Below are 15,461 nucleotides of genomic sequence, written 5' to 3'. Positions count from 1 at the left end.
CTTGACAAATAGACTAGCTTAGATAATCGGAATTAGAGTGGTATCGCCAAATAGGCCAATTCCACCTGATCAAAAAAGAGCCTCCTGTTTAGGAGCAGTTTTACTAAAACTGCTCCTAAACAGGAGGCTCTAAAAATAAAAGTCAGTCCTCGCGCTGCAGGAAACTAGGTTAAGTAAATAGCCTGAACTCTGTCCCGAAGGTTGTATTCAGAGACCATCACTTCACCATAGGCTCCGGCTGTTCTGATGGCAACCAGATCACCGCGTTTTGTTTCTGGCAGTTCAGTGGCTTTAGAGAAACAGTCAGTTGATTCGCAAATGGGGCCTACAATGTCATAGGTCATAGGCGGCAACTCGCTGGTGAGGTTCTCAATTTTATGGTAAGCCTGGTAAAGAGCCGGGCGCATCAGTTCCGTCATACCTGCATCCAAAATCACGAAGTTTGTCTTTTGGCCGTGTTTTAGGTAAAGTACCTTTGAAACAAGGTTTCCGCTTGGTGCAACCAACGCCCTACCTAATTCAAAGTGAATTACCTGGCCCGGACGTTTTTCCAGCAGTTTGTTGAAAATGGCGAAATACGCCGCAAAGTCTGCAATGGGGTTTTCCTCCGGTGTACGGTAGTCTACGCCAAGTCCGCCACCTACATTCAGGTGTGGGAACACCAAGCCTTTTTCTTCAAACCATTGTTGCAACTCATTCACTCTTACACATAGGTTTTCAAACGCCCTAAGGTCGGTTATCTGAGATCCAATGTGGAAGTGTAAGCCAATGAGTTTCAAATTTGGCCACTGAGAAAATCTAGGTACCAGCTCTTCCAACTCCCAGACGTTAATCCCAAATTTGTTTTCCTCCAGCCCAGTCGTAATGTGCTTGTGCGTGTAAGCATCCACGTTCGGATTAATTCGCAGCGCCACCTGAGCGGTTTTCCCTTTGGCTGCTGCCAGCTCCTGAATGACCTCCAGCTCCTGTACAGACTCAGAGTTGAAGCAAAAGATGTTAGAATCCAATGCAAAGTTGATTTCGGCATCAGACTTACCCACACCTGCAAAAACAATCTGGTCTGGGGCGAAACCTGCTTCCAGCGCTCTGCGCACTTCGTTCCCGCTCACGCAGTCTGCCCCAAAGCCTCTTTCCAGCACTTCGGCCAAAATAGGAGCGTTGGCATTTGCCTTCAGGGCATAGTGAATGTGAAAGTCGTACTTAGCCGCTTCAGCTTTCGCCACGTCTAACGTCTGACGAAGGAGAGGCAGGTCATACACGTAAAAAGGAGTCGGTTGCTGAGAGAACGTGTGAAGGTGTTCTTTAAGCATTGGTTTCCTCCTTTTCCTGGAAAACACCTTCATTGATGGATATTAAGGCATCTTCTTTATAGCTGGTGTTCACCAGGAAGCTGATGTTGTTTTTGCTTCCGCCGTAAGAAATCATGCGCAACGGGATGTGACGCAAAGACTGCACTACCTTCAAAGCCGCACCCGGACGGTCTTCCATGAAGTCGCCTACCACACACACAATGGTCAGGTCAGAGTCAATCTCTACCGTACCAAAGCGCTGCAGGGCCTCAGTGATTTCTGGCAGGTACGTTCCGTTGTCTATGGTCAAAGACACCGCCACCTCAGACGTGGTGATCATGTCAATTGGGGTTTTGAATCGCTCAAACACCTCAAAAACGCTGCGCAGAAAACCGTAGGCCAGCAACATACGGCTTGACTTGATCTTGATGGCAATGATGCCGTCTTTGGCTGCGACCGCTTTGATTTTGTTTCCGGTTCTCTTAGAAGAGATAGTAGTACCCTGTGCTTCAGGTTGCATGGTGTTCAGCAAGCGCACTGGAATGTTGTGCTGCTGAGCAGGTAAAATACTGGACGGGTGCAGAATTTTCGCCCCGAAATACGCCAACTCTGCCGCCTCGTCAAAAGACAGCTCCGCAATAGGGTAGGTGTTCTTCACGATGCGCGGATCGTTGTTGTGCATTCCGTCAATATCGGTCCAGATCTGGATTTCAGAAGCCTTTACCGCGGCCCCAACAATAGAAGCAGTGTAGTCACTTCCCCCACGTTTCAGGTTATCAATCTCGTTTTTCGCGTTGCGGCAGATGTAGCCTTGGGTAATGAACAACTGAGCATCTGGGTACTTCTCCAGTTGCTTTCTCAGGTTCTCCCTAATGAACACCTGGTCAGGTTCCTCATCTGGCGTGATCTTCATGAACTCTAACGCTGGAAGCAACACTGAAGGAATGCCATTCTCATGCTGGAAAATCTGGAAGAGCTGGGTAGAAAGTAATTCGCCCTGTGCTAAAATGATTTTTTCTGATGCTGGAGAGAAGGTACGTTCAAAGCAGGCGCGTATGTCAGCGAATACGGTTTGTACCACCTGATTCCCCTTGTCCTTAGAAGCTTCCTGTTTATATAAGTCGGTAACAACCTGTTTATAGTGTTGCTCCAGTTGGTTTGTGAGAGATTCGGCCTGGGCTACATTGCCCTGTGCCAGTTGCTGCCCAATCTGCACCAGATGATTAGTTGTGCCAGACATAGCTGAAAGCACCACAATCACTGGTTCCTGTGTAGGGAGCAGTTGTGAGACGGCACCCATGCGTTCCGCAGAACCAACGGAGGTGCCCCCAAATTTCATGATTTTCATATAAAATAAAATAAAACCTGCGAATTTACTAAATGAAACGGGGAATAATAAATGAAAACCCCACCACCTGCATTTTTTTACAAAGCAAGTAGTGGGGTTTTTCAGAAGAACTTATCCTGTTAGTCCTTTTTAACTATTCTGATGACTTCAGACAAAGATTTAGTTGTCAGGCGCAGCAGGTAAACACCATTGGAAAGTCTGGAAAGATCTTTCTTTAACAGCACTTTGCCTGAAGTAACTTCTGCTGATTCAGCATACATCAACTTCTGGTTTATATCATACAGTTCTACCTGTACCGTATTTTCTTCTGCATTGCTGATGGAAATAGATACCTGTTGGGCAAAAGGGTTAGGAGTTACAGAAACTTTTGAAAGTACTTTGTTTCCAAAGCTTTTCACTGAAACCACTTTGGTGTATTCATACTTACCATCAAAGTCTACTTGCTTCAAGCGGTAGTACACATTTCCTTCAGGGGCAGAGGCATCTATGAAAGTATAGGTCTGCACTACATTAGTAGTTCCGTTTCCTTTTACCTGCCCAATGCTGGTAAAGGTTCTCCCGCCAATACTACGCTCTACCTGGAAGAAGTCGTTGTCTTTCTCTGTGGCGGTGGACCAGCGTAGTTGGATGCTGTTAGCAGTAGCCTTAACAGAGAAAGAGGTGAGGGTAACCGGGAGAGGAGCAGAATCAATGCTAACGGAGGTGAATCCTTTCATGGTCACATTACCACAGCCTCCGGTGCCAATTGCTTGTACTGTGAGAGTGGTTGATGAAGAAATTGGCCCTGATGTCAAGACAATACCACCGCCAGTCTCCATTACGCGGTTGCCGGTTGGTGTACTTCCGTTATAGATCTGGTATTCTACTCCATTTTGTGTGATTGGTAATTCAATGGAAACATTATCTCCTGATCTAATAATTTTTTGTGTGCTTTCAAAAGAATATTGGGTAGGAGGTGAATTAACTGTAATAGAATAACTGGAGCCAATAGCTGTATTGGAACAACCAGAACTGATGGCAAACACTTGTAGGCTAGCATTTGAAGTTAAGGGGTCTGACGTTAACGTGATTGCCCCGCCTGTTCCGGCTACCCCAGTACCAGTAGGAGTTGTTCCATTGTACATCTGGTAGGTTACTCCTTGCTGGGAAGAAGCTAACGTTATGCTGCCGTTAGAACCCCTACAAATACTAGAAGTAGTTGCGAGGGTCGTAGTCTGGTTAACCGGCGCTGATACATTCACAGTGACCGAACTACCCACCTGGAAAGTACAGCCTGCTGGGCTTGAAGCTGTGGCTCTTACTGTAAAGGTGGTATTGGCAGTGATGGCGTTAGAAACCAGAATGATGTCCCCTCCCGTTCCTTCCATAGCCGTTCCTACCGCTGTAGTGCCAACATAAAGCTGGTAGAATACCTCCGTTTCAGAAGCAACTACTCTTACCTGTCCAGTGCTACCGGTACAAACTGTTGGAGTAACTGTAGATACAGTTAGATTGTTGGAGGGAACAGCCACAAAAGCCCTGTTGCTCATGTCTAATGAACAACCATTGGAATTTGTCGCTACTACTTTCAGGTTGGCACTGCTTGTTAATGCACCAGTGATTAACGTGATGGCCCCCCCTGTGCCAGCAACAATTGCACCTGTGTTGTTATATGTACCTGTGCCAGGATTATATACCTGAATTTGGTAATTAACATTAAGCTGTGAACCTGCCAAAGAAACGGATGCTGTAGCATTGTTGCAGACGGCCTGAGAAGTTGGAGTAAAGGCAAAAGCTGTTGGGGTAGGGTTTACTGTAACGGTAGTGTTTCCCATAGTAACAGAGTTTCCACAGCTATTTGAAGCTCTGACGGTGAAAGTTCCGCCCGAAGTAATAGCACCAGAGGATAGAGTTATAGCATTGCCGGTTCCTTCCACTATGTTACCTATAGGAGTTGTACCTGAGTAGATTTGGTAGTGTATCCCCAATTGTGAACCAGAAAGAGTTAAAGAAGCAGCCTGTCCGCTACAGATAGAAAGTGTAGTTGGTGTAACATTATAGGTAAGTGGTGTTCCTGATGACACATTTACCGTAATTTGTTGCGTTAAAGCAAATGGAGTGCATTGACCTGAACTGGCCAATACTCTAAAGGTATTTGCTCCGGTTACAGAAAGAACAGCGGTGGTAAGTGAGATGTTGCCACCTGTACTAGTTACTGATTGTCCGGTATTGACATAGTTGGAACCTTCAAGTCTTTGCAATTGATAGATAACACCGTTGTCTGAATTCTGGATTGTCACAGTAGCGGTACTTCCAGCACATACAGATTGTACTGAAGGTACTATGGTCAAGGCATTAGACGGAACCATAACTGCAAATGTGTTGCCCATCTCTGTAGTACATCCATTACGTACTCCTACTACTCTGAAGGTGCCACTTGATGTAAGAGTACCCGTGGACAAAGTAAGAGATTTCCCCGTTCCAGCTCCTGCATTTCCAGTATTGGAGTAAGCTCCGGTTGCTGAAATTAATACCTGAATCTGGTAAGATACACCTTCTTCTGAGTTTGCTACTGTTACAGATGCAGCTGCCCCGTTACAAACCGAGGAAGATGAAGGGGAGACTGCATAAACAGTAGGTACTGGAGCAATTGTGATTGAAGTGTTTCCGGTTAAAGAAGCCTGACAATCTGGAGCGCCTACCTGGAAAGCTCTCACCGTTAAGACAGTTGCAGATGTTAGGTTTCCTGAAGAAATCGTAATAGTTCCGCCATTGCCTACCATTGAAGGTCCGCTGGCGACATCACCATTATAAACCTGGTAAATTATACCATTTTCTGTATTGTTAACAGTAAGTACTGCTGCATTATTATAGCAAACAGTTTGAGCAGCAGTTGCCAACGTTGGGGTAGTAGAAGGTGCTACACAGCTTACTTTAACGGCTGCGGTCTGCTGGCTTTCACATACATCTCCTGTAGGTGAAATGGATGCAGTGACAGATGTGCTTGCAGAAAGGTTTTGCTGGTTTGTCTGTGAGATTGCAATTGACCAGGACACGGGTGTTGTAGCAGAAGCACCGGAAACAATAGCTGTGCCTGCAATACGCAGGCCTTCGATGTACAAGTTTACGATTCCATCGGTAGAACTGGTACCAGTAATGATTGTTGCTCTTTCTTTGATAGGTTCAGTTAAAGTTAAGCCATAAGAAGATGCGATTTCAGCTGATCTTACTGTGGTAGCAGAAGTAGGTAACGGGTTTGGTGTTGGACTTGGAAAGGTGCTTGCCGTCTTACCCCCTGGTGCTGTGGCAATGGCATATAAAACATCACCTCCTTGTAGTTTAATTTCAGGTCTAATCTGAGCTGTCCAATTTCCGGTAGTAGCTGTAGAAGTTGCTCTAGTAACCGTGCCAGCTTCAGTGACTCTTAAATCTGTTACTCCACTTCTTCTCCTATAAACTATAACAAATGTTCCATCTACTTCAGGTGAAGTACCCGAGATTGTAGTTACAGAAGGACATGGAGTAACTGAGCTTATTGTAGGAGCGGAAGTCGTACAGTTCGATCCAAAAGTGATGCCGTTAGATGCAGGAGAAAGACCCTTGTGAGTACCACCTTCTTGAGATGATGTAGCAGGTGCCTTAACTTTGACTGTGACAACTTCGCCTGCAGCAATCAAAAAGTTATTCAGGCCAAAGCTCCAGGCACCGCTAGCATTAGCAGTTGCAGACGCAATGATACTCCCATCAGATCCGGTTAATGCAGGCTCATTATCTATATACAAATAAATTAAAGAATTTGCCTCTGAGGTACCTGATAATACATTAGATGAAGAACATAAGGAGGTGTTAGAAATAGTAGGTGTAGCAGAAGTACTTGTTGTTGAAGTTGTACTTACTGTGTTACCGTTCAAATAAACTTGTGTAGATCTGGCAGATTCACATCCATTTAGAGTGGCAGTGGCAGATAAGGTCGCATAGCTTCCAGCATTAGAACAAGCATAACCAAAGTTAAATTGAGAACATGTTGAATTTATACTTGTAGTAAATGTGTAATCAAAACCATTGACTCCATTGAAAGTGGCTGCTACAGGTGTAGATACTGTACCAGGTAGTAAATCTCCATCTCGGTATACTTTTAATGTAGTTGAATTTAATGCATTAGAAGGATGAAATATGGTTAAGGTTTTAGAGCCACTACCAGTCCTGATATTTGATGGGGCAACTGTGGCGCACTGGCCTTTCACCACGTTTGTTACAGTTACTGAATTAGAGGAAACAGATGTAGAGGCAGTACAATTACCACTGGCTGCTCTTGTTACCCTTGCCGTAATTACATCGCCAGCAGTTAAAGTGGTACCGCTAGGTAAGGGGAATGAGAATGTTCCATTAGAAACAGTTACTACTGTATTGGTAGCAATTTGTACTCCATTCCTAAAGAGCGAAACAGTTCCTTCATTCTCAGAAGAGTTTCCGTTGATTATGGTGGTAGAAGTAGTGATAGGAGAAGTAGTAATAGAAGGGGCAGCAGCTGCTGCTGATTGGCAAAACTCTCCGGATTGAATTTGATTCAATGAAGTTGGAGGAAAAGCTGGAATCAATTGTCTCCAGATCGCATATCTATCATTACCGTATAACCGGTCATCTAATCCTCCAACATCTGAAATAGTACCTTCAAGTCCGGTTTGCGCACTAGTAACGGAAGACCCGGTAATTCGCAGCGGAGTATTGGGGCTGATGCCGGTACCACCATCTCCGCTGAAAGCAGAAAGTGGTACGTAGAAATCAAAAAAGTAGTCAGCGTTACTACCTTCCATTGAAGCGGCAATTGCTTTTTGAAGAAATTGGCTGTACCCTCCGTTGGTACTTCCACGCCATATCACATTACTGGTGAATGGGTCATTGTCGTCTCCACTTCCTCTGTGGCGGTATACCACCACGTCAAAGTTTAAGGCTAGCACTACTTCATACTCAAAACCAAGGTTTTTAACTTTGGAAGGAGTAGTATAGTCTACCAAGGTTCCATTTGCTAGACGTTGTTTGTTGAAGACGCCATCAGAGTCAATCAAAAAACTATATCCTTTAGATGCTGATGAATTACCACCTAATCTAACTCTGAACAGGACTTCTCTACCATTGAAAGCCATGTAAAGTGGGTTTGCAGCCAAATCAGTGTGGCCACCTCCAGACCCTGTTACAAGGTCGTTCAGCGGCTCAGCCCCTATTTGAGGTAGCAACCGATAAGGAATTTCATTAGCAGCAGCTCCAATATCAGCAGTTCCTACATAGCCCGTGCTGGACTTAGAAACATAATTGTCACGGTTTGGGTCCAGGACAATTCTACCTGGTTCTGATGCTGGTTGAAAAATCAAACCTGGGGTTTGGGCCCCCACGCTGGAAGTAAAAAGCAGGAAGAAAAGGAAAATAATTGGGGTAAAGAGGCAACGTTGTTTAGCTTGGGGAGAAAAAGTTTTGGCTTGCATTTTTTGATAACAATAGTAAGAGATAGTACCATTGAGGTTTATCAAAAGTAGTCTCTGTAAAACTAGGAGGTAAGCTAATTCCGATGAAAAGGATAGCAGTATAATTAAATACTGAAATTTATTTTATAGAAGTGTCTAGTTAAATTAATAGAAATTCTTAATATTAAGAAAAGCTAATAATTAAAAATAATAAGGATCTTTTAATATTTAGGATTATCTTAACAATCTATTTTTTACAGGCGACAACATTTAAAAGAGGGATAATTAGGCTATAATTTCGATGAACGGGATTTATAGCCGGTTTAATGAAAGTAATCTATAAAAGAAAACGGCTAGGATTGTTGATCTAGAGATAGTCTATGCAGCAATAAACTCGCTGCATTTCCTCCGAAACCCGCAGCATTCACCATCACAAAAGAAATGGCAGTATAACTAGAAAAGGGCATAGTAGAAAGCTGCCTTAAAGGAGAAACCTTGCCTGACACTAAAGCCATAGCTAACTCAGCGGACAAAGCTCCGGAAGCACCTAGTGAGTGACCAATCTGGTTTTTATTTGTAAAAAAAAGAGGTGCCTCAGGACCTAACACAGATTCTACAGCTTGTAACTCTGCTGAATCGCCTGCTTTTGTTCCAGGAGCATGTAAGACTAGGGCGTCAATAGCAGAAGGTGCCAATGAAGCCTGTTTCAAAGCATCACGCATGGCCGCCTGGAAATGAAATCCTTCTGCAGAAAGGCCTGTTTTAGAGGGGCTACGCTCATATCCCATTCCAACTGCCAACAAAACAACAGCTTCTGTTAAACCAAGACTTTGCATTTCACCCAAGGTCATTCTTTCCAGCGCAAACACCGCGGCTCCTTCACCCAGTACAAATGTGTTGGTGTCTCTGTTTAAAGGTCGGCAGGGCTTTTCTTCCGCTTTATATTTAGAGTAGATCCCGATGGACTTCATTTGAGCAATGGTGAACGGGGTGAGCGGAGCTTCAGTGCCTCCCACCAGAAACCGTTTGGCCATACCCGCCTTAAGCCAGGCTACCCCATTGGCGAAAGCTTGTAAGGCAGTACTGCAAGTCACCGAGTGACTGATGAGCGGACCACTAGCCTGCAAGTCATGGGCTACCCAACTGGCCACGTTACCCAAAGTGGTGCTAGGGGAAACACTGGGAGAAAGCCGTTTACCTGGCTCTTTCAGAAAATCTGCATGAAACTGCTCAAACATCCCGGTAGCGCCCCTGGACGAACCAATGTTTATCCCGATAGAGGCGGCACTTTCTTCCTTCTGCCAACCTGCTTGGGCCACAGCTTGCCTGGCAGCTAAAATAGCTAGCTGAACAGTGCGGTCTAAGGAAGTATAAGTGGTATTTTCCAGCAATAGGGATTGAAGCAGGTGCTCAGCCGCAGGTGAAATTGGGGATACTGGAGTGTCATTTCCTAAAGAAGGGAGTGACGTAAAGGCTGTCTTACCGCTGGCGTATGAAGCTTGCACCTCCTCAGGAGTTCCCCCTAAGCCAGAGACAGAACCTACTCCTCGTATGACAATCCATTCCTGGTCCCTTCCTCTGTCCATTTGTTTTACTGGTGATTTTCTGAAAATGGTGCTAAAATGACTCGGCTACAAAGAGACGCATTTTTTCTATAACCCCATATACTTGGTTTAGCTGGGCAGACGTAATGCAATATGGCGGTAAAACGTACACAATATTACCTAAGGGGCGCAGTAGTACTCCGTTATCTAGGGCTAAATTGTACAAGTCATCACGTAAAGTATGGAAGTAGGACGTCTGATCCACCTCAAATTCCACCGCCAGAATGGTTCCGGTCTGCCGAATCTCTTTGATGCCAGGCTTTCCTACTAGTGATTTGACAAAAGCGGAATGAGAGGAGGAGATACACGTTAAGTTTTCCTGAAACTCAGCTGCTTCCACCAGGTCAAGACTTGCAAGGGCTGCGGCACAGGCTATCGGGTTGGCGGTGTAGGAATGCCCATGGAAAAGCGCTTTTGTTTTGTCTTCGCTTAAGAAGGAAGCATAAATCTGGTGCGAACAGGTGGTAACACCCAACGCCATGGTTCCGCCAGTGATGCCTTTAGAAAAGCACATCAGGTCTGGCTCTTGATTTAGATAGTCACAGGCGAATCGTTTACCCGTTCTTCCAAATCCCGTCATCACTTCATCGGCTATGATAACGACATTTCTTTCTCGGCATAGCGCCAGCAATTTATCCATAATCTCAGGGGAGTACATGACCATACCGGCTGTTCCCAAGACCAGGGGTTCAAAGACAAAGGCAGCAATGTCTTCCTGCGCGAGCAATTTTTCCAGTTGGGCAAGCACGGCTTCTTCCTGGTCCGGAACTGGCACGGGTAAAAACGCCACATCAAACAAATATTGCTGAAAAGGACGGGTGAAAACCGAACGCTCGCTTACGGACATAGCCCCGAAGGTGTCACCGTGGTAGCTTCCTTCAAAGGCAATAATTTTGGTTTTATTGATGCCTTGGTTAAACCAGAACTGCAAGGCCATCTTCAGGGCTACTTCTACGGCAGTTGACCCATTGTCGGTATAGAAGACCCGCGATTGGTTAGCGGGAAGAAGCTTCAAGAGCCGTTCTGAGAGTTCTACAGCTGGGGCGTGGGTGAAACCAGCAAAAATAACGTGCTCTAAGGTGTGCAACTGTTGGCTTACCCGCTCCGCTATGTGCGGATGAGCGTGCCCGTGAATGTTTACCCACCAGGATGAAACCGCGTCTATGTATTCTTTTCCGTCTTCAGAATACAAGACGGCCCCTTCCCCGCGCACAATGCCTATGGGTGGGGGAGCCGTTTGCATCTGGGTATACGGATGCCAGTTTACCTGCTGGTCACGTTCAGAAAGGCTGTTATGCATGGTTTTTGAAATATTCCTGAAAGGTTTGGGCGTAGCGAACCACCATTGCTTTATCAAAATTAAATTCCTCTAATAGCCGCGGGAAAGCGGATAGCTGGGTGTAGTTCAGAATAAGCTTTTCTGACGAGGGAGTAGGTGCCCCGTTGAAAAGGATACCCGCAATGGAGATGTTCCGGCTCCTTAGAACTTCCACTGTCATCAGGGTATGGTTTATACTTCCCAGATAATTTCTGGAAACAAGCACCACTTCCAATTGTAGCTTCTGGATAAGGTCCAGTACCAGTTCTCTGTTGTTTAAGGGCACCATTACACCTCCCGCACCTTCCACAATCAGGTGGTTTCTTGTTTCTGGCAGCACAATTTCTTCCAACCTTAGTTCCCTGTTCTCGGCGGCAGCGGCAGTATGCGGAGAAGCCGGCATCTGGAGTCTATAGGCCTCCGGGTGGAAAACAGAGCGGGAATTAGAAAGCAGACTTTGAACAGTATGGGTGTCAGTGAACTCAAGATTTCCTGCCTGCACAGGCTTCCAATAATCTGCCTGCAAGGCTTCTGTGAGCACGGCGGCGGCTATGGTTTTACCCACGTCAGTGCCTATGCCAGTAACGAAATATCTTTTGGGGAATGCTGGGTAAGCAGGGTGCATAATTCTTCTACTTGGGCTGAAGTGTTGAAAGCGTGCAGCACCAGCCGCAACCGCTCTTTGCCAACTGGTACGGTAGGGCTGAAAACCGGACGAACATCAAAGCCACTGGTTTGTAATTGATTTGACAAAGCCCGAAGAGCCACCGGATCAGCCAACGGCCAGGCTTGAATGGGGCTGTTATAAGGCTGTTTTTCTGAAAGGGGCAGGAAAATACCTTTTGTCTGGAGGCTGGTTTGGTACGTTTCTACCAGTTGATGAACTATCGTTCTTTCTTCGGTTAGCCCAGGAAGCAGCCGGTACGCTTGTCTTATGGAAACCAGGGAAGCCAGGGGCAGGGCAGTCGTGTAAATGAAAGGCCGGCTGAAGTTCAGGAGAAATTGCTGGAGCACTTTAGGTCCTACCACAGCAGCCCCGTGCGTACCCACTGCTTTCCCGAAGGTCATGATGCGGGCAAACACTTTTTCTTCCAGGTGCAATGCAGAAACTAGGCCTTCTCCTTTAGAGCCGTAAAGCCCATTTGAATGCGCCTCATCTACCACCAGATACAATCCCTTCTCCTGGCAAAGAGTCACCAATTCTGGTAACGGTGCAAAGTCACCATCCATTGAATACAGAGATTCTACGGCCACGTACACATCTCCCTGCGCGCGCTTCAGTTTCTGCTGCAGGTCTTCCAGGTCATTGTGCCGAAATGGGAAACTCTGCGCAAAACTTAACCTAATCCCTTCTTTGATAGAAGCATGGCTTGCCTCGTCATAGAAGATAGTGTCGCCCCGCTGAGGTACTGCCGAGAAGAAACCTACATTAGCCGCATACCCCGAGTTAAACAGGAGGGCTGCTTCTGCCCCGTGAAAGGCAGCCAGTTCCTCTTCCAGTTCTTCTGCGTAAGTTGTATTGCCACTTAGTAACCGAGATCCTGCCGCACCGTGGGCTGGGGTAGAACCTAACTCAGCTGCAATAGCCTGGGCCAGAACTTCTGAAGACTTCAGCCCCAAATAATCATTGGAGCTGAAGTCTATCAAACCTGAGGCAGGAACCGTTAATTTCCGTAGCGTACCTTTCTGGGCTCTTGCCTCTAACTGGCGTAGCAGACGTTCCGGAACCATTCGTATTGTTTATTCAGCAGCAAGCGCAGCTTCCGCAGATACATCTACCGTGCCGCCGCAAGAGGTTTCTGCCTTGAAGGATTTGCGTGGGTTTAGACCCAGCAACTCAAACATCGCTTTATCGTCTGCGAAGCCAGGGTTAGGGGTGGTTAACAGTTTATCACCGGAGAAGATGGAGTTAGCTCCCGCTAAAAAGCAAAGTGCCTGCTCACTTACCGGCATTTCCTGACGGCCCGCCGATAAGCGTACCATGGTCTTCGGCATTAAGATACGGGCAGTAGCAATCATGCGCACCATTTCCCAGACACTTACGCGAGGCTGTTCGGCCAACGGGGTACCTTCTACTGGAACTAATGCGTTCACCGGCACAGATTCTGGGTGCTGCGGCAGGTTGCTGAGCACGTGCAGCATAGCAATGCGGTCATCGTCTGTTTCGCCAAGGCCTATGATGCCACCGCTACATACAGAGATACCCGCTTTGCGTACATTTTCAATAGTGCCCAAGCGGTCACCGTAGGTACGGGTGGTGATGATGTTGCTATAGTTTTCTTCTGAGGTGTCCAGGTTGTGGTTGTAGGCGTAAAGGCCGGCTTGCTTTAAACGTTCAGCCTGGTACTCATTCACCATGCCTAAGGTACAGCACACTTCCAGACCCATTTCGTTTACGCCTTCCACCATTTCCAGCACCCGGTCAAAGTCGCGGTTGTCGCGAACTTCGCGCCAGGCGGCACCCATGCAGAAACGGGTAGAACCACCTTCTTTGGCTTTGCGGGCAGCATCTAATACTACCTCGTTGCTCAGCAGTTTATGGGCCTTTACCTCTGTATGGTAGCGGGCCGCCTGCGGGCAATAGGCACAGTCTTCGGGACAGCCTCCGGTTTTCACCGAGAGTAAAGTACATACCTGCACCTCACCGGTAGCCTGAAATTGTTTGTGTACCTGTGAAGCTTCTACAATGAGTTCCAACACAGGTTTATAGTAGATGGCGCGAATTTCATCCATGGTCCAATCTGTGCGAAGTGGAGCAGTGTTCAGGGCATCCGTCATAGTCTGAAAAGTCTGGTTTAGACGCCTAAAGTACGGCGGAAAAAGGAATAGGCGAAATTTTTTACCTTAGAACCTAACCCTCGTTAGGCTGTTTTTAGGTTGTTTTCTGAAAATCAGACTAAAAGGGGAGAGGTGGTTGTTAGTTGCTAGTGGTTGATGGATGGAATTTTTTAGGTGGATTATTTCCTAAAACAAATCCATAGGCTTACTATGACACCTCCGCTTCCCATGAAAAGGGTGAGACCGGTGTAAGATTTAATTCCTGCACAAGCTTCGCCTTTTTGTCTAGTTTTCTGAATATGGGTTGAAAATCAATTCAACAATAAGCAACTACTTTTTATCAGCAATAACTTGGCCGTTACGGTATTCCACTTTTTTGGTGGGCTTGCCTGTTTCGTCAAAGTAAGTCCAGGTGCCGGTCTCGCGGTTGTTACGGAAGGTGCCGGCCATTTCGGTTTTGCCGTTCTCGTAGAGTTGCTTGAAGGTGCCGAAGCGAAGCCCGTCTTTGTAGAAGGTCTCTGACTTCACTTTGCCAGAAGGGAAATAGGTGACCAGCGTACTGATGATTTTTCCGTTCAGGTACGTTGCTTTAGATTCTGGCTGACTGTTGTCATGGAAGGTGAGGCGTTCGCCATTGATCTTACCATTTTTGTACGGCTCTGTGGTTTTAACCTGTTTGTTTTCATGGAATTCCTGCCAGGTGCCCACGCGCTTGTTGTCCTTGTACTCCTCTTGGGCCGCAATAACGCCAGTAGGATAGTAGCGGGTGATCTTGCGGTCGCGCTCGTTGTTGCTGTACTTTATTTCCTGCTGCAGCTTGCCATTCTCGTCAAAAGATTGGGCTAAACCAACCCGCACCCCTTTGCTATAGGTGAGGGTGGCGCGGCGTTGTCCGTTCTCGTAATAGGCCACGGAAGGTCCCTCGGGCTTGCCCGCCAACACACTTCCTTCGGTCATGAGTTTGCCCGATTTGTAGTAGGTCTTAAAAGTAGCAGGTTTGGTTGGGCCCAGGCTGATGGTTTCAGTCTCCAGTTGGCCATTGTCATAGAAGGTGCGGTATCCGCCCTCTATCATGCCGTTGCGGTATTTGGCTTCAGATTCTTTCTCGCCATTAGGGTGGAAGGTTCTGGCTACGCCGCTTTGTACTTTGCGGGTGTACGTGATCTCCGATTTCAGTTTCCCGTCTGGGAAATACTCTTTTACCGAACCTTCAGGAAAACCCTCCACAAACGTAGTCTCTTGTTTTAATTGGCCATTCTCATGGTAGCTTCTGAAAGGACCAGATTGCAGGTCGTTCACGTATTGGCCCTCCTGCAGCTTCTTCCCGTTGGGGTAGATGGCTGAAAAAGGTCCGTTCTTTTTGCCTTCCTTGTAAGGTACGGTAAGTTTGGGAGTACCGTTAGGAAAGAACTCGGTATAGAGGCTGTCGCGTTTGTCTTCCACTACTTTTACCATTGCTTCCAGTTGACCGGTAGGGTAGTATTTGCGGTAGTAGCCGTGCATGACAGAATCTGTGGTGGATTTTATGAAGTACACCTCCTTGATAGCCGATTGCAGGGAATCATGGTAGGTGACCACCCTAACCTGTGCTTGGGATTCCAGCTGGAATCCTAAGGAAATAAACAAAAACCCAAAGAGAAACAGAATCCTTTTCATGGATACAAAACAACAAAAAAAGCCTTACAT

Annotated in this window: 9 protein-coding genes; all 9 read right to left on the bottom strand. The window is 46.5% G+C overall.

From position 1 onward, the window contains the following. Positions 1–164: 164 nt before the first annotated feature. Positions 165–1,310: a diaminopimelate decarboxylase gene (gene lysA / locus DC20_RS21050; protein ID WP_062545657.1), complete on the bottom strand. Its 1,146-nt coding sequence runs from the start codon at positions 1,308–1,310 to the stop codon at positions 165–167. Continuing rightward, positions 1,303–2,637: an aspartate kinase gene (locus DC20_RS21045; protein WP_062545656.1), complete on the bottom strand. Its 1,335-nt coding sequence runs from the start codon at positions 2,635–2,637 to the stop codon at positions 1,303–1,305. The genes lysA and DC20_RS21045 overlap by 8 nt, the downstream gene beginning before the upstream one ends. A 119-nt stretch (positions 2,638–2,756) precedes the next feature. Continuing rightward, the gene (locus tag DC20_RS21040) at positions 2,757–7,760 is read right to left on the bottom strand and encodes a T9SS type A sorting domain-containing protein (protein WP_169788214.1); all 5,004 of its coding nucleotides are present in this window, start codon (positions 7,758–7,760) and stop codon (positions 2,757–2,759) included. Between the two features lie 668 nt (positions 7,761–8,428). Next, positions 8,429–9,661 carry a beta-ketoacyl synthase N-terminal-like domain-containing protein gene (locus DC20_RS21035; RefSeq protein WP_062545654.1) on the bottom strand — a complete coding sequence of 411 codons (1,233 nt, stop codon included), beginning with the start codon at positions 9,659–9,661 and terminating at the stop codon, positions 8,429–8,431. A gap of 31 nt (positions 9,662–9,692) precedes the next feature. Then, on the bottom strand, positions 9,693–10,979 hold the full coding sequence (gene bioA, locus DC20_RS21030) for an adenosylmethionine--8-amino-7-oxononanoate transaminase (RefSeq protein ID WP_062545653.1): 1,287 nt from the start codon (positions 10,977–10,979) through the stop codon (positions 9,693–9,695). Then, positions 10,972–11,622 (bottom strand): dethiobiotin synthase, encoded by a 651-nt coding sequence (bioD, locus tag DC20_RS21025; RefSeq protein ID WP_062545652.1) that lies wholly within the window; start codon positions 11,620–11,622, stop codon positions 10,972–10,974. The genes bioA and bioD overlap by 8 nt, the downstream gene beginning before the upstream one ends. Then, positions 11,571–12,728, bottom strand: coding sequence for an aminotransferase class I/II-fold pyridoxal phosphate-dependent enzyme (locus DC20_RS21020; protein ID WP_062545651.1), 1,158 nt, complete (start codon positions 12,726–12,728; stop codon positions 11,571–11,573). Before DC20_RS21020 ends, bioD begins: the two co-directional genes overlap by 52 nt. Positions 12,729–12,737: 9 nt before the next feature. Continuing rightward, on the bottom strand, positions 12,738–13,775 hold the full coding sequence (gene bioB, locus DC20_RS21015; RefSeq protein WP_062545650.1) for a biotin synthase BioB: 1,038 nt from the start codon (positions 13,773–13,775) through the stop codon (positions 12,738–12,740). A gap of 330 nt (positions 13,776–14,105) precedes the next feature. Next, positions 14,106–15,431 (bottom strand): toxin-antitoxin system YwqK family antitoxin, encoded by a 1,326-nt coding sequence (locus tag DC20_RS21010; protein ID WP_062545649.1) that lies wholly within the window; start codon positions 15,429–15,431, stop codon positions 14,106–14,108. Positions 15,432–15,461 lie beyond the last annotated feature (30 nt).

This window comes from Rufibacter tibetensis (assembly GCF_001310085.1).
Taxonomy (GTDB): Bacteria; Bacteroidota; Bacteroidia; order Cytophagales; family Hymenobacteraceae; genus Nibribacter; species Nibribacter tibetensis.
Note: the sequence above shows the minus strand (reverse complement) of the source record. Positions and strands in the feature narration are given on the sequence as shown.

Excerpts from the sequence above, each read along its gene's own strand:
- lysA (WP_062545657.1), bottom strand. The coding sequence starts at position 1,310 with ATGCTTAAAGAACACCTTCACACGTTCTCTCAGCAACCGACTCCTTTT.
- DC20_RS21045 (WP_062545656.1), bottom strand. The coding sequence starts at position 2,637 with ATGAAAATCATGAAATTTGGGGGCACCTCCGTTGGTTCTGCGGAACGC.
- DC20_RS21040 (WP_169788214.1), bottom strand. The coding sequence starts at position 7,760 with ATGGCTTTCAATGGTAGAGAAGTCCTGTTCAGAGTTAGATTAGGTGGT.
- DC20_RS21035 (WP_062545654.1), bottom strand. The coding sequence starts at position 9,661 with ATGGACAGAGGAAGGGACCAGGAATGGATTGTCATACGAGGAGTAGGT.
- bioA (WP_062545653.1), bottom strand. The coding sequence starts at position 10,979 with ATGCATAACAGCCTTTCTGAACGTGACCAGCAGGTAAACTGGCATCCG.
- bioD (WP_062545652.1), bottom strand. The coding sequence starts at position 11,622 with ATGCACCCTGCTTACCCAGCATTCCCCAAAAGATATTTCGTTACTGGC.
- DC20_RS21020 (WP_062545651.1), bottom strand. The coding sequence starts at position 12,728 with ATGGTTCCGGAACGTCTGCTACGCCAGTTAGAGGCAAGAGCCCAGAAA.
- bioB (WP_062545650.1), bottom strand. The coding sequence starts at position 13,775 with ATGACGGATGCCCTGAACACTGCTCCACTTCGCACAGATTGGACCATG.
- DC20_RS21010 (WP_062545649.1), bottom strand. The coding sequence starts at position 15,431 with ATGAAAAGGATTCTGTTTCTCTTTGGGTTTTTGTTTATTTCCTTAGGA.